The following is a 17777-nucleotide window of genomic DNA, read 5'->3' as shown; positions in this document are numbered from 1 at the left end:
CATGGATAAGGGACTCGTGATCGTGCCAGCCGGTGCCGGCGCGGGCAAGACGCACCGCATCAAGACTCAGTTGGCAGATTGGGTCAGTCGTGGCACTGTGCGGCCCGAGCGTATTCTGGCAGTGACATTTACCGAGGCTGCCGCTGGCGAGTTGCGCGAACGGATCAGGGCGGCTTTGCTGGCAGATGACCTCGTGAACGAAGCGATGGCGGTCGAACGGGCCTATGTCTCGACCATCCACAGCCTGGGCCTGCGGCTTCTGACGGAACATGCGTTCGCGGCGGGGTCCTCACCACAGCCCCGCCATTTGGGCGATGCTGAACGCGACGTACTGATCCGTCAGGCGCTGGCCCACGCACGCGCGCTTGATCCGATCAAGGCAGATCCGGGGCGTTTTGGTTACAATGCGAACGTCGTGACAGGAGAAACGGCTGAGGCAGCATTGCGCACGCGAGTGATTGGGCTGATCGACCTGTTGCGCGGGCTCGGGGATTCTGGGCTTGATCCCGGCCTCATTCCGCCGGCTGAGGCGCAGCTGGACGCCGTTTACGGCACGGTCCTAAAAAACGCCGCTGCTGCACGAAGAGCGCTAGTAAAAGCAATTTCGAAGATGCTGTCCGAGTTCCCTGATGGGGGTATGGGCACTGTCACCGCAAAAGGGCCATGCGAGGCGTTGGAAAAAGATCTCGCTCTTTTCAGGCAGATCGACATGAAGCCGAAACTGCTAGATAGTGACTGGGCTGCTTGGCAGGCATTGCGCAGGCTTTTTGTCTCAAATCTCCGGACCAAAACGCCCGCCGGCTACGATGATCTCGCCAAGCGGATCATGAAGGCGGCTGACGTATTGCCCTCACATCCCGGCCCGCTTGCTGATGCGAAATTGCATCTGAGTTGCCTTATCGCATGTGCGCAAGAGGTCATGACTGCTTACGAGGCACGCAAAAAAGCCCTCGGGCTCATCGACTTCGCGGACATGATCACGGGGGCCGAAAGGTTGCTGCGCGAGAAAGCGGTCGTGCGTAGCGCCGTGTTGGATGAGATAGACTGTGTGATCATTGATGAGTTTCAGGATACCAACCCGGTGCAGTTTGCACTTCTCTGGCAGCTTGCATCGCGCGCGCCGCGCTGCCTGCTGGTGGGTGATATCAAGCAATCAATCATGGGGTTTCAGGGCGCCGATCCGCGCTTGTCGCAGGCCTTGGCAAAAGCAAATCCAGCGGCCGTGCAACCGCTGGACCGCAACTGGCGGTCGACGCCAGCAGTGATGCAATTTGTCAATGCGCTCGGTAAGGGCCTGTTTGGGAAAGGCTACCACGCACTTGAACCGACCCGAGATGATGTGGTCGGAGCGGCATTGGAAATTCTCTATACGACCAAGTCGCGTGGGGTACGAACTGCGTCGAAACCACAGGAACATGTTGCCGAGCGCATTGCCCGTATTTTGATTGACGAGGAAGTTATCACAGATCGCTACAGCGGTGCGTCTCGTCCCGCCAGGCCTTCGGATATCGCTCTGCTCGTGTGCCGCCACACGACCGCCGCCCGGTATGCTGAAGAACTGCGTTGGCGAAATGTTCCCGTACGCATAAGTGACGATGGATGGCTGAATAGCCCTGCAATTCTGACTGCTCGCGCAGCGCTGGCCTATGCCGCAAATCCGTCTGATATCCATTCTGCACTGCTCTTGCGGACTCTTGGACCGGATCCTCTGGGATTAAATGAAGCATTAGCGGCTCAGATGGAGGGTTCGCTGGCGGGGGACAAAGTTCTCGTGCGACTGGCGGCCCTGTCGGACCGGCTGCCGGGAATGCCGGTCAGCGCAGCGCTTGACCTGGTTCTGGATGCTGCTGGGTTGCGCCTTTGGGCCGATCGTCAGCCGGATACGGCACAGGAGCGCGCCGACCTTCTGCGGCTTGAGGCGGAAGCCGAGGATTTTGAGAATGCGCATCGCGATCTCAAGGCGGCGTCTGGATTTCACGGCAACACCGCAAAAGTGTTTCTTGGCTGGCTGGAAGCCCGATTGGTTGAGCGTGACTTCGATCGGCACCCCGATCCTTCGGGCAACAGCGCCGAGGCGGTTGAGATCGTGACCTGGCACGCCTCGAAAGGCCGCGAATGGCCGATCACCGTGGTGGCGGAATTTGACCATGGCATTGAGGAGCGTCCCGGGACCACTTCGGTGCGCTTTGATGCGCTGGACCAGGGTTTTGACATGGAGAAGGCGTTGGCATCGGCAGCACTGATACATACGCCAGAAATGGTTGCGCCGGAGGCACAGGCGCGTTTCATCGCTGATCGTCGTTCCGATTTCGAGGCCAACGCGCGCAATTTGCTCTACGTTGCCCTGACACGCGCCCGCGATCGTTTGATACTGGAATGGCCGGCTTTTCTGAAGCAGCGAACTGACGAACGCCCTGAGGCAAGCAAGCTATTTCATGTTTTCGAAGATACCTGCCAGCCAAACCTTGCTGATGGATTGTTGCAGCTCTCCGGTGTGGATTGCCCAGCAGTAATTTGGGCTGCGCCTGAGTGGGCGGAATTTTCCGAGTATGTTGCGGAGAGTAATACTGCGAAGCCGCGTTTCGGTCACGTCGACCCAATGCCAGCCATTGCATTATCGCCGTGGCGTCCGCGGCCATCGCAAGCCGCGCGTGCGACCCCTGTGCCGATGTCCCGCACTGTGGTGATAGGCACACCATGGCCTACTGCGCAGGGGGGGGCGGCCCGTGGAACCGCCTTGCATCTTGCGCTGCGCTGCCACCTGATACGCCCTGATCTGGCACCTGCGCTAGGCAACGCGACCGGGCTGGATGATGCGACACTCGAACGCGTGGCCGAGCGCGCAGCCGCGCTGAAAAGCTGGCTTTCCGTCGAGGGGTACAACGAACTGTACAGCGAAATCCAGGTTTTGGGTCGCAGTGCCCAGGGGGCCGAGATTGCAGGTAGTATCGATCTTTTTGCCATCGGGCCCGAAGGTTACCTGCTGATCGACCACAAATCGAGCGGTACGGGTGTGGGATTGGGGACCCATTGGCCGCAATTATCGGCATATGCCGGTTTGGCGCGGGAACTGCGCCCGGAACTGCCGTTGATGGGATTGGGGCTGTTCTGGCTCGATCATGGGCTGCTTGAGATTATCGATGATTTACCAAAGGAGCTTGTTCGATGAACTGGGGTATTCTTGCGCCCGATAGTGTCGTCTCTCTGCGACGGCAGCAGAGTCTTGGGCTGGCTGCGGCTGTCCGTTTTCACAATGACAGCGCCGTGCCCGGGCTGGGCGGCATGTGGTTTGCCATGCCGATCCTGTGGTCGGTGCTGGCGGTGGCTATCGCCGAGGAACAGAAGCGCCCCACGTTACCGGTCGGCAATGCGGTTGAGGCGTTGATGATGCGTGATGCCATCGGTCCCGGTAGCGATCCCCGCGTGCGCGGTGCGCGAAAGTTGCAAGATGTGGATGATTGGAGCTTTCAGAATCTGAGTCGGCGCGGGACCTATGTCATGCAGCCGATCCGCATGGCCATGGTGCAACCTCTGGCTGCCTTGGGATTCGTGGAGGGCGGCCGTTATGGTGCATTCAGGATCGGCCCAGCAGGTCGCAGGATGCTCGATCAGTCGGTGATGAAAGGACACCATGATGTCCTTGCAAAATGGGTGCGGGGTGACAAGAGACCGAAGGGGTTGTCTAGTGTCAGAAAACAGCTCTCGGCGACGGCTGAAGTGCCGAGAGGAGTCCGCAACTTGATCTACACTCAGTTGCAGGGCGGTAGTAACGAAGGCGCCGCCCGCCGCCGAAATCTGATCGCCTTGGGCCGCGGTCCCTCTGCGCAGCAGCTTGAGGGGGAGGGCCCGCTATCCGGCATTGCGCCTGACCACTGGCGGGATCTTCGCGGCGGGGTGGGTTTTATGGACTTGCGCGATGCAGCCCTTGCCGTTCTGGATAGGATAGAGAAACGCCTGCGTGAGATGCGCGATGCGAATGAATCTGTCAGACTGACGCCAGATGACGCAGCCAAGCATGCAGAACAGGAAATCGAGCATTTGCAAAGTCTTGCCCGCAGAAAGGGTCCCCGCATTGCCGCCACGGAAGAGCCCGTCAGTTGTACTTTTCTGACCGAAATTGAGTCCTCACGGAAACATGACCTGATGGAAGGTCTCGCGAAACGCGACGCCTCGGTGATCACATTGCGCGACGGTCATCTGACCCTCGGTCCGGCTGCGGGTGAAGGTCTTGTGGGACCCGGAGAGAATGACGGACAGCCTGCCGATGAAAATGATGTCTTCGCGCCGCAGTTGTCCCGGCTCTACAATCTGCATTGTCTCGCTCAAGAACTGAGAACCGGCAGAAACCCACGCAGCCCCGTCGCAGGAGACGCGTAATGAACACAACTCTTTATACGCTGTTCACGCCGCCCGAAGGCTGCTTTGGTGATTTCGGCCTGTTTTCCGGTTTTACCGCCACGCCAGCGGTTTTGCGCGAAATCCGATGCAGCTTTACCGGCGATATGTCGCGCCCGGTTCTCGCAGCGTTCATTCATCCGACAGTTAATCCGGTATCAGATGTGCCACAACTCGCTTGGATGTGGATGAAGCCTGATAAGCGAGGATATAATCTTCTGCACGCAAAAGTCGCGCTGCTGGGCTTCCGTAAGCGTGATGAAAAGGGATATGTGATCCGACTTGCGGTTACTACCGGGAACTGGACGCAAGATCCGCTGACGAACAGCATAGACCTGTTCTGGTCGATTGATGTTGATGTTTCAAATCCTAAGCCGCAGGATATTGCCGATATCCGCGCTGCTTGGGCGATGTTTGACTGGCTGCGGGAGCGCGCCGACTGCTCGCTGATCGAGCGTGAGTATGATGGGTATCTTCCCGATTTCCGTCTCAGGGCAGCGATAGTCGATCTGCCTGCGTCGGGCGAGCGGTCGCGTTTTATCGATAGCCGCACTAAGGCGCTGTTTCCGCAGGTCGTTGAGCGGCTGGCCGCACGGTGGCGGGCAACCAGCCTTGTCCTCGGCTCAGGCTACTTTGATGCGAAGATCAAGTCCGATGGTGGCCTGATCGATCGGTTGTGGCAGCGTCTGGTGTCGGAGCGTTCGCTTAAAGAAGATGCAGTAGGGGCTGTGTTTCTCAATCCACGATCTTGTCAGGGGCTGGCCGGAGTGGCCACGGAACTGAAAGAGGCGGGATGGGAGCTGAGACGGCCCTCCTCCTTGCTGCATGGCCCGGACGCACAGCTCCACGCAAAATTCGCTATGATTGCCTGCGGAGGGGACGAAAAAATAACCTCGGGGCGGATCTATCTCGGGTCGGGCAACCTCACCCGAAACGGTTTTGAAAAAGCAGCGAACGAGGGCGGTAACCTGGAGGCCGGCGTTGTCATCGACTTGCCGGCTGGCTTGAGTTGGTCTAACCCAAAAGGCATCGCCGAATTTCTGCCGATTGACGGTTGGAAGGAGGCGGAGCCGACCGATCTGGCGACTGGCGAGGAATTTACGCATCCCGAGGCACCTGCGAGCACGCCACCTGTATCCTGGCTGTTCTGGCAGGACGGCAAGCTATCCGCTCCGAACGACACAAAGGTTAAGGTGATCGGCAAGAATGGTGATCCCGTCGAAACGCCATGCGAATGGCCAGAGCCTGCCCCGACATTCGTGACCTTGGCAGAAGCAGGCTGGCAACTACCAGTAATTGCGGACGGTGTTCTGGTGACGCAACGCCCACGGGATCTGACGGTCGAGGATGTTCTGGCGGGGCTGCTATCCTTCCCCGAGCCCTCCGAAAGCGACTATCCCGATGATGGACCTGAAGGAAGTCAGGCGTCGTTCGAAGGAACAATCGCCCCCGCGACGCAGTACGCTCGCTATCCGATCCGCCGAATGATGCAATTGATCGTCGGCTTGGGTGACTCTCAGGTCAATATCGATGCCCTCGATTGGCCGCGTTGGTGCCGTGAATTGCAACAGAAACTGTGTGCCATTACGAAACAGGAAGGGCCCATTATAGAATTTTTTCGTGAGGCCAAAGCCAACCCTTTGCCTGTGCTTGCTGATCCCCGCATGTTGCCCGACGGCGCGGATGTGAAACCTCTGAATGATACTCTTGACGTGATCGCGAAGGAGTGGGGATTGAACGACTGTCCCTCGCTTTGGGATGAGGAGGAAGTCTGATGGTAAACTGGTCACAAGTTGCCGATAAGCTGCAAGAATATGCCTGCCCCGAAACTGCGAACTTAGACGTCGGCCAACGCGCGAGTGTTGCAGAACTGGCTGAGCGCATCCGTGCTGGTCGCCGCGCGATGCTGCTGGCTGACGAGGTTGGCATGGGCAAAACCCGCATTGCGGTGGCGCTGATCGAAGCCGTCCGTCAAGCGGGAGGGCGGGCGGCTATCGTATTGCCGGCTGGCCTCGGCGTTCAGTGGCAAAAGGAGCTGCGCCTGTTCAACCCCGACGACAAGACATTGTTGCCGCTGCGCAGCTATGACAGCTTCATCGCTGGCTTCATGCATGACGACGACGATGACCGCGGCGGGATGCGCGGGGAAAAGCACAAGGAACGGCTCCGAGATCGCCGTCAGCAGCGCGAGCTGCCTGAAAACGGTTGGGCCGCCGAGCAGGTGTTGATGATTTCACACAGCTTCGCCGCTATGCGCTTTCCGACCAGAGAGGATGAGCCTGCAGGTGGTTGGCGCCGTGAACTGCTGCCGCATGTAGCAAAGCTGGTCGCGGGTAGCCGCCGGAATCTCATGCGCGATAGTTTCTACTGGAGCGAACTTCCCAAAGTTCGCGCGACCAGGCGCGCTGCCGAGGAGATTGCAGGCATCATTGATAGCCGCAAACTTTCATGCAATCTGAAAGGCGATCAGAAATGGCTTTCTGCTGATGACTACAAAGGAAAAATTCTTCCGCTGATCGGATACGGACTTGGCGAATTCGATCTGATCGTAGTTGACGAAGCGCATAAAGCCCGTGGAGAAGATTCGAGCCTTTCGCGAATTCTCGGTCCGGTGACATGGGAAAGCGATGATCCGTTCCGGCTTGGGGTGACTGCGACTCCGGTAGAATTGAACGCAAAGCAATGGATTGACACATTGGCGCGCGTCACCGGGCGGGATGATGGTGCGAACACGGACAAATTGAATGAGATGACGGGCGCGATCGAAGGTTATGTCGACATAGTCAAGCGGCTTCAGCGGGAAGAACTGGACGAAGAATTGACGCGCAGTTTTGAAAGCGCAGCGGCGGATTTTGCGAATGCACTACGTCCCTATGTCCTGCGCAGAGACAAGCGCCACGATCCGCAATACAGTAATTTTCGCGCTGAGCATGGCGACTACCGTGTTATTGAGGACTTGACTGTTTCGCCAAACGGAGTGGGCTATGATTGCAATTGGCTGCGTCGGTTCTGCGCTGCCGAGGCCTTGTCGTTGCAGCCCCAGGACGACCCCAGAGTTAAGCGCGCGCGCCTGTCCGTTGCCAAGGGCTTTGGCTGGGGATTTGCGACCGACGAAGACGCCGATCTGCCTGAGGAACAGGAAAACGGGGACAAACAATTGATTTGGCTTCAAGCTGCGAAGGGCACGGAGACCGATATTTACACTCACCCAGCCATTCTTGAAGCCGTTCAACTGATCGAGGAGTATGCCGCAAAAGGCGAAAAGGTTCTGGTTTTCGGTCGTTTCATCAAACCCATGAAAGCGCTGACGCAACTGCTGGACGCGCGCGAGATCTTACGGCGTTTACGCGACGATATACAGCATTGGCCGGCATCGAAGCTACACGATTATATCATTCCGGCAATGAACGTCGCGATGCAGGATCCTGAGCTGGTAGCGCCTGATGGTGGTATTCATGCAATAAACGAGATGCTGAAGAAAAGATATGACGATTGGGAGGCGTCGCGCAAAAAGATGTTGGCCCAGCATCGCCGCCAGTTCGACGAATTGGCCGGGGGCGACAAGGATGCTAAACTTCTGACCGATCTGCTTGGCCCCTCGGATGACGAGAATCTGAATGCAGATACCGGCGCGCTTCTCGAGGCGCTCGAGGCGCGCGAAGACATGCGTAGCAATCCCATGACAGGCCCAAAAATACTCAATGCGTTCAAGTCTCTGCTGTCTGAACTTGTTGGTGACGATGAGAAGGACGACGACGAGACACTTCAGTCCCGCCTCGATTTCTATCTAAGCGATTATTCGGGTCGGGAAGGCAACTTCGCCCGCATGATGTCCGGGAATACGGCCCCTCAGACCCGCCGTGTGCTCCAGGCGTCTTTCAACCGTCGGTCAAGTTGGCCGATGGTGCTGATTGCCCAATCTCAGGTCGGGCGAGAGGGACTCAATTTGCACGAGGCGTGCCGGACCGTCGTCTTGCTCCATTCGGAATGGAATCCCGGTATCGTCGAGCAACAGATCGGGCGCGTTGATCGAAAGAACAGCCGCTGGCTGAGCGATCTTGCTTCTTGGGAGGCGAACGGCCGCGACGACTGCGCACCGCGCATCCACATTCGCCCCGTCATCGTTTCAGGCAGCTATGACGATTACAACTGGCAGGTGCTTAAATTGCGCTGGTCGGAGTTGCGGGCGCAGCTTCATGGTGATGTTTTACCGTGCTTGGAAAGTTGCCCCGTTGCGGAGACGGAGAAGCACGAGTGGCAAAGGCGGGTCAAAGAAGCAACTCCAAGTTTCGCGCCGCCCAAGCTTGGGTCGTGATCGAAGCGCTTTCATGGCCGATATGATGGACTTTGCATAAGAAATTGCATGTACCCCGCGCATTATTTTTTTCTTGGAAGAAGGCGGCAGCCTCACGCTCGAAGATTGCGCACCGCTTTCTTTTGGATAATTCAATGGTCAGGGATTGCCCTTACCTCGCATGCGTGAGTTCGGCGAGACCAATCTTTCGCTAGAGCGGCGAATGTAGTGTCCCGCGAGACCGCACAATGGTAAAGATTGCCGTAGACGGTGGGTCGTGCTTGTTGGGACCGCTCTGTCTCAGGCCTGGAAGCTCCATCGTCCGCTCGCTTGGTGGCGCAATAGCGAACGGCAATATCGACGAGGGCAGATTCGCAAGATCAACTTCTCCACCCAAGTCGGGGTGCGAGCATCCAGGCAATACGTTTAGGCTCCGGACCCATTGATTTCGTGCGTTTGACGTGATTCAGGCTCCGCAAGGAGATCTGATGAATGAGCAATCTTTTCTGGCTGACGGACGCGCAGATGGCGCGTCTGAAACCGTTCTTTCCCAAAAGTCACGGCAAGCCACGCGTTGATGACCGTCGCGTGTTGAGTGAAATAATATTCATCAATCGCAACGGGTTGCGATGGTGCGATGCGCCGAGGGAATGCGGCCCGGCAAAGACGCTCTATAACCGCTGGAAGCGCTGGAGCGAGAACGGCGTCTTCGCCCGGATCATGATGGGCCTGGCCGCTGAGAGTGCCGAACACAAGACGATCATGATCGATGCGACTTACCTGAAAGCACATCGCACGGCCTCAAGCCTGCGGGTCAAAAAAGGGGGGCGCGGGCGCCAGATAGGGCGCACGAAAGGCGGCATGAACACGAAACTGCATGCCGTCACCGATGCGAAAGGACGCCCAATCCAGTACCTCATGTCGGCCGGGCAAGTGAGCGACTACACTGGCGCCGCAGCGCTGCTGGGCAGTTTGCCAAAGGCCGGCTGGATGCTTGCGGACAGGGGCTATGACGCCGATTGGTTTCGGGAAGCGTTGAAAGACAAGGGGATAAAGGTTTGCATCCCCGGCCGAAAGTCCCGCATGAAGGCGGTCAAATACGACAAGCGGCGCTACAAACGTCGCAACCGCATCGAGATCATGTTCGGTCGCCTCAAGGACTGGCGCCGCGTGGCCACTCGATACGACCGATGCCCCGAAACATTCTTCTCTGCAATCCTGCTCGCCGCCACCGTCATCTTCTGGTTATGATCGGGAACGAGTCCTGACCCTAGGGTAAGGTAACCTGTAGGCGACCCTCCTGGTGTTCGCCGATATTCGGGTCGCGATCCGCAAGAACCAGCCCATGTGATGCAAGCCATTCCTTTACGGTCAAGCTGTCACCCCATTCCTTCGCTCCAAGCCGCGTTTTGTGGTGTGCGACGGCATGGCGCCAAGTGATGGTGCGGCATCCGGCCCGCCATCCGCCGCCACCAGAACCGGCGCATAGCTGCGGGCAAGCGCCATATCCTCAGCGATCACAGCGCCCCCGCCGATCAGCATCACGCCGCCGGAAAAGGTCCGAACAGGCGCGCGCACTCCTCGCCCTTGCCGATGCCGGTGTAGATTTTCTTGAATGGCACGATCCAGACAAAGCCGAGCAGGATGACGATCAGCAGTTTCGCCCAGAATGCCGGGCGACCATAGGTGTCGTCGGTCCACGCCAGCAGCACCCATGAGACGATCACGGGCAGGGCGGGTAAAATCCGATTATGAACAAGCCCGCAACCACACCGCGCCCGGTCACTCTGGAAGACCTGCAATGGATGCACCGCATGGCCGCTGAACTGGTTATCGCTGATCCGGTGTATCTGCCGATTTTTGAGCGGATCGAACGCGAGCTTGCCGCCTATGAGACGGCGCAGGACGCCATCAGCCGCGCCCGTGCCATCGCAGCAAATCAGAAGGCAAGCGCCTGAACGATCCGCTGCAAGTGTTCCAGCGAAGCACCCTTGCCATAGCGTTCCCGGTCAAGCCGATGCCCGAACAGATCACGCCTGATCCGATCATCAACCCCGGCAGCAAGCATCCGATCTTCAAAGCTGTGGCGCAGTCCATACATCGAATGCGCGGGCGTTTCCATCAGGCCATTCCCACGAAGAAACTTGTTCACCGTCGCAGACAGGCCGGGCTTGTCCCGATACCGGGGGAACCCGTCAGGATGCGCCCGGGATCGCCTCCAGCGACACGCCACAAAGCGGAATGACGCGCTTCGCATAGCTGGACTTGAGCTGACGACCTTCGCCCTCAATCGAGATATGCGGCACGTTGCTTTCCAACTTGATGCGGTCTGCCGCAAGGTTAGCAATCTCACTGGGCCGCGCGCCGGTATTGACCATGACCAGCAAGATCGCGCGCGCATCTTCGTTCAGCCCGTCCAACGCGCCGGGCGCAAGCAGCTTATCCTTGATCCAATTAGCCGAGAACGGCGGGCGCTGCGACACATCGGTTTCCCTAAAGCTCAGACCGCCCAGCGGCAGGCGCAGATTAAGCCGCTTCATTTTGTTCACGGTCTTGAGAATTTCGCCAAGGTGGATCAAGTCTTTATTCGCTGATCCCGGCCCGACTTCGCCAGCCTCAATCCGATCAAGCCACCACGACCGGAAATCCAGCATGTCATCTGCCGATATTTGGGAGATCGGCTTATCGCCAACAACATCAATGAAATTTCTCACGGCCTTGATGCTTGGATTTTTCCAGCGGCGAAGCTGGTCAGCACTCTTGCCGAAGGTCTTTTCACGCGCCAATTCCCAAAAGGCTTCCAGAGCGGCGGAGACGGTCAGGGGAGGCTCTTGAGCGCCACCGAGGACCGCAGCCGCATCATGTGCGTCATAGCCGTCCTGACGCTTCTGCACGGCCTTCATGCGGTCGCGAAGATCTTCCATAGGCAGCTCTGCGACCTTGGCGGCAGGACGATACCGAAAGCCGCGCACCGCCGCCAATTCCTTGGCTGCTTTGAAGCGTTGTTCCGCGTCCTGCGTATCCCCGGCAAGTTTGGCCTCCCATGCCTCCACCATTTCAGCCCATGTCGCAGCCTCTTTGCGAGTCGCTTCGGCCAAGCTGTCTGTATGAAGCGCCAGCCAAATGAACTTACGCGGCTCAATCGCCGCATACCGGGCCGGAACCCGCTTATAAAGCGAGAGCTGACCACCCTTGCCACGTTTCTTAATTGCCATGCCGATCCCCTATCTGATGGGCCGACTGTAACGTAAAATGTATTGCAAACTGTATAGCAAAAAAGGAGACTGCAGCCCCGAAGTTTCTTTAATATTCAACAATTTCAGGGGGTTGAGCAATTTCATAACGGCGTGAGTGGCGGAGACGAAGGGATTCGAACCCTCGATACCATCTCTGGTATACTCCCTTAGCAGGGGAGCGCCTTCGACCACTCGGCCACGTCTCCGTCGACGCGTTTAGCAGCCGGGGCGCGGCAATCACAAGAGGAAAAACGTCTTTTCCGCAAACCGCCCCTCAGGCGACGCGGATCAGGAGGGCGACGCCGGCGATCAGCAGTGCCATGCCGGTGAGTTGGCGCAGGCTGGCACCTTCGCGGAACAGGCGGGCGGAGAGGATCTGGGCGAAGACCACCTCGATCAGGGCCAGCGTGCGGACGTTGGCGGCGGAGGTCAGCGCGAAGCCGATGAACCAGAAGAGCGAGGCGAAGGCGCCGAGGGCTCCGGCGGCGAGTGAGCTGCGCCAGTGGGTGATGATCGCACGCAGCACGCCGGGGTCGCGCAGGCCCAGCCAGATCAGCATGGCGGCGGATTGCATGGCCAGTGCGACGACCAGGATCAGGCTCGCGCGCAGGACCGGGTCGCCAAAGGGCAGGCTCAGGATCGCGCCGCGGAAGCCGATGGCGGACAGGCCGAACAGCGCACCGGCGGCGATGCCGATGCCGACGCTGGCGGCACGGGCGCGCGACCAGGTGGCGCCCGACATCAGCACCACCCCAAAGGTCGCCAGCAGGATCGCAGCGAGGCGGGGCAGGCCGAGCGGTTCTGACAGAAACAACACGCCGAAAATCGCCAGCGTCACCGGCTCTGTCTTCATCAGGGCGGTGGCGACACCGAAGCCCTGACCTTTCATCGTCACCAGCATGAAGGCGGTCGCGGCGATCTGGGAACCCGCACCAAGCGCGGTCCAGAGCAGTGTGGCGACGCTGAGCGCGGGCAGGGGGCTTTCAATCGCCATCACGGCCAGAAACAGCGCCGCGAAGGGCAGGCCGAAGATGAACCGGACGGCGGTCGCGCCTATCGTGCCGATCTCGCCGGTCAGCCCCGCCTGTGCCGCGTTGCGCCCGGTCTGGGCGGCGGCGGCGATCAGCGTGGCCAGCACCCACATCTCAGCCGTTCCGGACGGTGTCGATCATCAGCGCGACGTTTTCCGGGTCGGCGTCGGGGGTGATGCCGTGGCCGAGATTGAAAATATGCGGCCCGCCGCTGAAGGCCTGCACAATTGCGCGTGTTTCGTCGATCAGCGCCTGACCGCCTGTGACCATATGACCGGGGGCGAGGTTGCCCTGAACGCAGCCGCTGCTCTGGACATGGCGGGCCGCCCATACCGCGTCGACACTGTTATCGAGCGCCACGCAATCCGCGCCGGTCGCGGCGGCGAAACCCTGATAACGGTCCTTGGCTTCTCGCGGGAAGGCGATGACAGGGATGCCCGGATGGCGCGCTTTCAACGCCGCGATGATACGGGCGGTCGGGGCGATGGCAAAATCGTCGAAATCCTGCCCCTCGAGGCTACCGGCCCAGCTATCGAAGATCTTCACGACCTCCGCGCCTGCCTCGATCTGGGCGGAGAGATATTCGATGGTTGCGTCAGTGATCCGGTCGATCAGGGCGGAAAAGGCGGCGCGGTCGGCATTCTTGAAGGCGTGGGCCGGGCCCTGATCCCTGGTGCCGCGACCGGCGATCATATAGGTGGCGACGGTCCAGGGCGCGCCGGCAAAGCCGATCAGCGTGGTCTCGGCGGGCAGTTCGCGCGACAGGATGCGGACGGTTTCATAGATCGGGGACAGCTTGTCATGCACGGCATCCGCAGGTTTCAGCGCCGCGACCCCGCCTGCATCGGTGATTGTGGACAGGCGCGGCCCTTCGCCGGTGACGAACCACAGATCGGCACCGAGCGCCTGCGGCACCAGCAGGATGTCGGCGAACAGGATTGCCGCATCGAAACCATAGCGGCGGATCGGCTGCAGCGTGACCTCGGCTGCGAGATCGGGGGTATAACACAGCGACAGGAAGTCACCGGCCTTCGCGCGCGTCGCCCGATATTCGGGCAGATAGCGGCCCGCCTGACGCATCATCCAGATTGGCGGGGTCGGCAATGTCTCGCCCGAAAGCGCGCGCAGGATCGTCTTTGTCATAAGGCCTCTCTTTCCGCGACCGTTCAACGCAGAGGGACCGGCATTGTCAAGCCGCGCCGGCCTCGCTATGGCTGACCAATGACTGACTGGCCCGACCCCGAGAAGACGCTCAAGATTGGCACCCGCGGCTCGCCGCTGGCGCTTGCGCAGGCGCATGAAACCCGCGACCGGCTGATGCTGGCGCATGGATTGCCGCAAGAGGCATTTGAGATCATTGCCATCAAGACCACCGGCGACAAGGTGCAGGACCGTGCCTTGCAGGCAATCGGGGGCAAGGGGCTGTTCACGCGCGAGATCGAGGATGCGCTGCTGGACGGCCGCATCGACATTGCGGTGCATTCGATGAAGGATATGCCGGTGCTGCAACCGGACGATCTGGTTATTGACTGCTACCTGCCGCGACAGGACGCGCGGGACGGTTTCGTAAGTCTTGAATTTGCGTCGATTGCCGATCTGCCGGAAGGGGCGGTTGTCGGCAGTTCCTCGATGCGGCGGCGGGCGCAGCTTGCACATCGGCGGCCCGATCTGACGATGGTCGAGTTTCGCGGCAATGTTCAGACGCGGATGCGCAAGCTGCATGATGGGGTGGCGCAGGCCACATTTCTGGCGATGGCCGGGCTGAAACGCCTTGGGCAGCCGGAACTGGCGCGGTCTGCGATTTCGCCTGATGAGATGCTGCCCGCGATTGCACAAGGCGCGATTGGGGTGGAGCGTCGGAAGGGCGACGCCCGGGTCGCGGCATTGCTGGCCCCGATCACCGATGAAGATACGGTTCTGCGGGTGACCGCCGAGCGGGCTTTTCTGGCCGCGCTTGACGGGTCATGTGAAACGCCGATTGCCGGGCTGGCGGAGCTTGATGGCGGGCGGCTGCGGCTACGCGGGGAAATCCTGCTGCCCGATGGCTCGCAAAGTTTCAGCGGCATGCGCGAAGGTCTGGCGGCAGATGGTCCGGCAATGGGCCGGGATCTGGCGGAAGAGCTGCTGTCGCGCGCGCCGAGTGGTTTTTTCGAGCTGATCGGGGTGAACCCGCAACGCGGCTCGCCCCCGGTCGTCTGATGGCGCGCACGCAGGGTTCTCGGGCCGAGATCACCGGGCCGCTGATCCGCGACGCCGCACGCAGCCTGTTCGCGCGCCACGGCTATGCCGCCGTCTCCATGCGCCAGATTGCCGCGGAGGTTGGCGTGCAGGTCGGCACGATCTACGCCTATACCGAGGATAAGCAGGCGCTGCTGGCCGATCTGCTGCGCGATCACATGGAAAGCCTGCTGGCGGCGTGGAACGATGACGCTGCACTTGCCCCGCTGGAGCGGCTGGATAATTTCGTGCGCTTCCATATCGACACAAGCCTTGACCATGCGGACGGGGTGTTTCTGTCCTATATGGAACTGCGCAACCTGACGCCGGAGAACCACGCCGGGATCACGACGCTTCGGCGGCAATATGAAAACGCGTTGCAGGATATTCTCGACGCCGGAACCGCTGCCGGAGAGATGCGCCTTGCCGATACAAGGCTGGCGACAATGGCGCTGATTGCCATGCTGACCGGGGTGACGAACTGGTATCGCGCCGGTGGCAGGCTGGACCGTGCGGCGCTGCACAGCCATTATATCTCGCTCGTGCGGGGCGCGGTTGGCGCTTAGCCCTTGCCCCAAGTGGCGGGGCTGCCGATATTAGCGCCTATGTCGATTTCGCCCGCCTTCCTCGATGAGCTTCGCAACCGCATTCCGGTCAGCCGGATCGTCGGGCGCAAGGTGACATGGGATCTGCGCCGCTCCAATCAGGCCAAGGGCGATTGGTGGGCGCCTTGTCCGTTTCATGGCGAGAAAACCGCGTCCTTCCATGTCGACGACCAGAAGGGGTTTTATTACTGCTTCGGATGCCATGCAAAGGGCGATGCGCTGACCTTCCTGCGCGAATCCGAAGGGTTGGACTTTATCGAGGCGGTGAAGGTTCTGGCGGCAGAGGCGGGCTTGCCGATGCCCGAGCGCGACCCGGCAGAGGCCAAGCGGGCGGATCGCCGCAGCGTCCTGGTCGAGGCCATGGAGGCCGCAACGCGTCATTACCGCATGCAACTCGCCACTTCGCACGGGGCGGAGGCGCGCGATTACCTCGCCCGGCGTGGCTTGCAGCAGGAGGGCATCGACCGGTTCGAGCTGGGTTTCGCACCCGATATGCGGCAGGGACTTTTCCATGCGCTGCGCGAGAAGGGCTTGGCCGAGGATGTGATTGTCGATGCCGGGCTGGCCGCGAAACCGGATGACGGCGGCGCGGCCTATGACAGGTTCCGGGGCCGGATCATCTTTCCGATACGCGATGCAAGGGGCCGGGTCATCGCCTTTGGCGGTCGTGCAATGGACCCGAATGCGCGGGCGAAATATCTCAACAGCCCGGAGACCGCGTTATTCGACAAGGGCCGGAACCTGTACAATATCGCCCCCGCTCGCAGCGCCGTCAGCAAGGGTGCGCCGCTGATCGTGGCGGAAGGCTATATGGACGTGATCGCCCTGTCGCTCGCCGGGTTCGAAGGGGCGGTCGCCCCGCTTGGCACCGCGATCACCGAAGATCAGCTTCGCCTTATGTGGCGGATTTCGCCCGAGCCTGTGATTATGCTGGACGGCGATACGGCGGGCCAGCGGGCGGCGCGGCGGCTGATCGATCTGGCGCTGCCGATGACCGGGCCGGGGCAGGCGCTGCGTTTTGCCATGCTGCCGACCGGGCAAGACCCCGATGACCTGATCCGGGCGAGTGGCCGGGCGGCGGTTCAGAAAGTGTTGGACGGCGCCCGCCCCCTTGTCGACCTGCTGTGGGAGCGGGAGGTGGAGGGGCGCGAATTCGACAGCCCGGAACGCCGCGCCGCGCTTGACGCGTCGCTGCGCAAGGCGATCGCGCAGATCCAGGACGAGGCGACGCGCAACCACTACGCCGCCGCGCTGCGGGAACGCCGTTATGAGCTTTTCGGCGGCAGGCGTGGGGCAGGGCGGCTGACCCCCGGCAGGCGCGAACAGCGGCTCGCGGATCGTGCGCCGCGCGCCCAGACCCGGGCCACCCCGCTGGGCCAGCAGGATACCGGCGATCTGACGCTGGAGGCGATGGCGCTGGCGATCTGCGCCAACTATCCTGATCTCGCGCATCGGGTCGAATCCCAGCTTGAACTGCTCGCCCCCGCCGATCCGGGGCGCGCGGCATTGTGCCACGATCTTCTGGCCGGCAGCGACAGCATGGCCGGACGCGCCGCCCTCGCCCGGATCATGGAGGACAGCTATGTCCGCGCCGCCCCGATGATCCGCAGCAGCGGCGATCCCGACAAGGCGCTGGCGGTGCTGCGCAATATTCTCGACAAGATCGAAGCGCGCCGGATGGGTCAGTCGGAATTGTCCCGTGCCGAGGCGGAGATCGAAGGGCTGGTCGATGAGGGGCTGACCTGGCGCATGACCGAATCAGCCCGTGCCCGGCACCGGGCGGAACACCCTGAACTCGACGATACCTCCGATCTGGGGGAGGACCGCGAGGCGTTGACGGCACGGCTCGCCTCGTATTACCAATTCAAACCCAACAAGAAAAAGCAATGATAGGTGGACCGATTCGCCTGATTCGAATCGCCAGTGATTTGACCGTCCGCGCATCTTGTCTAAAACGGTCTCAGTACCCACATGATTCGGGTTCCACCGAATCACTACG

The 17777-nt window shown here is 60.5% G+C and carries 15 protein-coding genes and 1 tRNA gene; 9 read left to right on the top strand and 7 right to left on the bottom strand.

Going from position 1 to position 17777, the window contains the following annotated elements; all coding sequences use genetic code 11:
- Position 1: 1 nt before the first annotated feature.
- From PAF12_RS06230 to PAF12_RS06210, 5 genes are all read left to right on the top strand, one after another.
- Positions 2 to 3169, top strand: coding sequence for an exodeoxyribonuclease V subunit beta (locus PAF12_RS06230; RefSeq protein WP_271109240.1), 3168 nt, complete (start codon positions 2 to 4; stop codon positions 3167 to 3169).
- Entirely contained in the window at positions 3166 to 4377 is a 1212-nt protein-coding gene (locus tag PAF12_RS06225; RefSeq protein ID WP_271109239.1) for a hypothetical protein, read from the top strand. Before PAF12_RS06230 ends, PAF12_RS06225 begins: the two co-directional genes overlap by 4 nt.
- A complete protein-coding gene (locus tag PAF12_RS06220) occupies positions 4377 to 6170 on the top strand; it encodes a hypothetical protein (protein WP_271109238.1) in 1794 nt (597 codons plus the stop codon). Before PAF12_RS06225 ends, PAF12_RS06220 begins: the two co-directional genes overlap by 1 nt.
- On the top strand, positions 6170 to 8710 hold the full coding sequence (locus PAF12_RS06215; RefSeq protein WP_271109236.1) for a helicase-related protein: 2541 nt from the start codon (positions 6170 to 6172) through the stop codon (positions 8708 to 8710). Before PAF12_RS06220 ends, PAF12_RS06215 begins: the two co-directional genes overlap by 1 nt.
- Before the next feature lie 471 nt (positions 8711 to 9181).
- The gene (locus PAF12_RS06210; protein WP_271109234.1) at positions 9182 to 9940 is read left to right on the top strand and encodes an IS5 family transposase; all 759 of its coding nucleotides are present in this window, start codon (positions 9182 to 9184) and stop codon (positions 9938 to 9940) included.
- Between the two features lie 120 nt (positions 9941 to 10060).
- Here PAF12_RS06210 and PAF12_RS06205 read toward each other — a convergent pair whose 3' ends face one another.
- Entirely contained in the window at positions 10061 to 10267 is a 207-nt protein-coding gene (locus PAF12_RS06205; protein ID WP_271109233.1) for a hypothetical protein, read from the bottom strand.
- The gene (locus PAF12_RS06200; protein ID WP_271109232.1) at positions 10231 to 10416 is read right to left on the bottom strand and encodes a DUF2842 domain-containing protein; all 186 of its coding nucleotides are present in this window, start codon (positions 10414 to 10416) and stop codon (positions 10231 to 10233) included. The genes PAF12_RS06205 and PAF12_RS06200 overlap by 37 nt, the downstream gene beginning before the upstream one ends.
- 24 nt (positions 10417 to 10440) lie before the next feature.
- On the opposite strand from PAF12_RS06200, the gene PAF12_RS06195 reads away from it, so the two are divergent.
- A complete protein-coding gene (locus tag PAF12_RS06195; protein WP_271109230.1) occupies positions 10441 to 10647 on the top strand; it encodes a hypothetical protein in 207 nt (68 codons plus the stop codon).
- On the opposite strand, the gene PAF12_RS19000 is transcribed toward PAF12_RS06195, so the two are convergent.
- The 5 genes from PAF12_RS19000 to hemE all read right to left on the bottom strand — a co-directional run bounded on the left by PAF12_RS19000 (position 10629) and on the right by hemE (position 14099).
- A complete protein-coding gene (locus PAF12_RS19000) occupies positions 10629 to 10811 on the bottom strand; it encodes a hypothetical protein (RefSeq protein WP_368045164.1) in 183 nt (60 codons plus the stop codon). The two genes, PAF12_RS06195 and PAF12_RS19000, sit on opposite strands and share 19 nt — an antisense overlap.
- A 73-nt stretch (positions 10812 to 10884) precedes the next feature.
- A complete protein-coding gene (locus PAF12_RS06190; RefSeq protein WP_368045163.1) occupies positions 10885 to 11904 on the bottom strand; it encodes an integrase in 1020 nt (339 codons plus the stop codon).
- Between the two features lie 137 nt (positions 11905 to 12041).
- A tRNA-Ser gene (locus tag PAF12_RS06185) sits at positions 12042 to 12131 on the bottom strand.
- Positions 12132 to 12199: 68 nt separating this feature from the next.
- Complete coding sequence (locus tag PAF12_RS06180; protein ID WP_271109228.1) at positions 12200 to 13069, bottom strand: DMT family transporter; 870 nt, start codon at positions 13067 to 13069, stop codon at positions 12200 to 12202.
- A gap of 1 nt (position 13070) precedes the next feature.
- Positions 13071 to 14099 carry a uroporphyrinogen decarboxylase gene (hemE, locus tag PAF12_RS06175; protein ID WP_271109227.1) on the bottom strand — a complete coding sequence of 343 codons (1029 nt, stop codon included), beginning with the start codon at positions 14097 to 14099 and terminating at the stop codon, positions 13071 to 13073.
- 78 nt (positions 14100 to 14177) lie between these two features.
- Here hemE and hemC point away from each other — a divergent pair, with 78 nt between their 5' ends.
- Genes hemC through dnaG form a run of 3 tightly spaced genes read left to right on the top strand, consistent with a single transcriptional unit; the run spans position 14178 to position 17668 of the window.
- Positions 14178 to 15155: a hydroxymethylbilane synthase gene (gene hemC / locus PAF12_RS06170; protein WP_271109225.1), complete on the top strand. Its 978-nt coding sequence runs from the start codon at positions 14178 to 14180 to the stop codon at positions 15153 to 15155.
- Complete coding sequence (locus PAF12_RS06165) at positions 15155 to 15739, top strand: TetR/AcrR family transcriptional regulator (RefSeq protein WP_271109223.1); 585 nt, start codon at positions 15155 to 15157, stop codon at positions 15737 to 15739. Before hemC ends, PAF12_RS06165 begins: the two co-directional genes overlap by 1 nt.
- Before the next feature lie 39 nt (positions 15740 to 15778).
- On the top strand, positions 15779 to 17668 hold the full coding sequence (gene dnaG / locus PAF12_RS06160) for a DNA primase (RefSeq protein WP_271109222.1): 1890 nt from the start codon (positions 15779 to 15781) through the stop codon (positions 17666 to 17668).
- The last annotated feature ends 109 nt before the right edge of the window (positions 17669 to 17777 follow it).

Origin of the sequence: Paracoccus sp. SCSIO 75233, from assembly GCF_027912675.1 — a bacterium.
Taxonomy (GTDB): Bacteria; Pseudomonadota; Alphaproteobacteria; order Rhodobacterales; family Rhodobacteraceae; genus Paracoccus.
The sequence above is the reverse complement of the archived record's forward strand: the minus strand, read 5'-3'. Positions and strand labels throughout refer to the sequence as shown.

What these genes read in the sequence shown, in the direction of transcription:
- PAF12_RS06210 (WP_271109234.1), top strand. Translation starts at nt 9,182, where the DNA reads ATGAGCAATCTTTTCTGGCTGACGGACGCGCAGATGGCGCGTCTGAAA.
- PAF12_RS19000 (WP_368045164.1), bottom strand. Translation starts at nt 10,811, where the DNA reads ATGGAAACGCCCGCGCATTCGATGTATGGACTGCGCCACAGCTTTGAA.
- PAF12_RS06180 (WP_271109228.1), bottom strand. Translation starts at nt 13,069, where the DNA reads ATGTGGGTGCTGGCCACGCTGATCGCCGCCGCCGCCCAGACCGGGCGC.
- PAF12_RS06190 (WP_368045163.1), bottom strand. Translation starts at nt 11,904, where the DNA reads ATGGCAATTAAGAAACGTGGCAAGGGTGGTCAGCTCTCGCTTTATAAG.
- PAF12_RS06220 (WP_271109238.1), top strand. Translation starts at nt 4,377, where the DNA reads ATGAACACAACTCTTTATACGCTGTTCACGCCGCCCGAAGGCTGCTTT.
- hemE (WP_271109227.1), bottom strand. Translation starts at nt 14,099, where the DNA reads ATGACAAAGACGATCCTGCGCGCGCTTTCGGGCGAGACATTGCCGACC.
- hemC (WP_271109225.1), top strand. Translation starts at nt 14,178, where the DNA reads ATGACTGACTGGCCCGACCCCGAGAAGACGCTCAAGATTGGCACCCGC.
- PAF12_RS06195 (WP_271109230.1), top strand. Translation starts at nt 10,441, where the DNA reads ATGAACAAGCCCGCAACCACACCGCGCCCGGTCACTCTGGAAGACCTG.
- dnaG (WP_271109222.1), top strand. Translation starts at nt 15,779, where the DNA reads ATGTCGATTTCGCCCGCCTTCCTCGATGAGCTTCGCAACCGCATTCCG.
- PAF12_RS06215 (WP_271109236.1), top strand. Translation starts at nt 6,170, where the DNA reads ATGGTAAACTGGTCACAAGTTGCCGATAAGCTGCAAGAATATGCCTGC.
- PAF12_RS06165 (WP_271109223.1), top strand. Translation starts at nt 15,155, where the DNA reads ATGGCGCGCACGCAGGGTTCTCGGGCCGAGATCACCGGGCCGCTGATC.
- PAF12_RS06230 (WP_271109240.1), top strand. Translation starts at nt 2, where the DNA reads ATGGATAAGGGACTCGTGATCGTGCCAGCCGGTGCCGGCGCGGGCAAG.
- PAF12_RS06225 (WP_271109239.1), top strand. Translation starts at nt 3,166, where the DNA reads ATGAACTGGGGTATTCTTGCGCCCGATAGTGTCGTCTCTCTGCGACGG.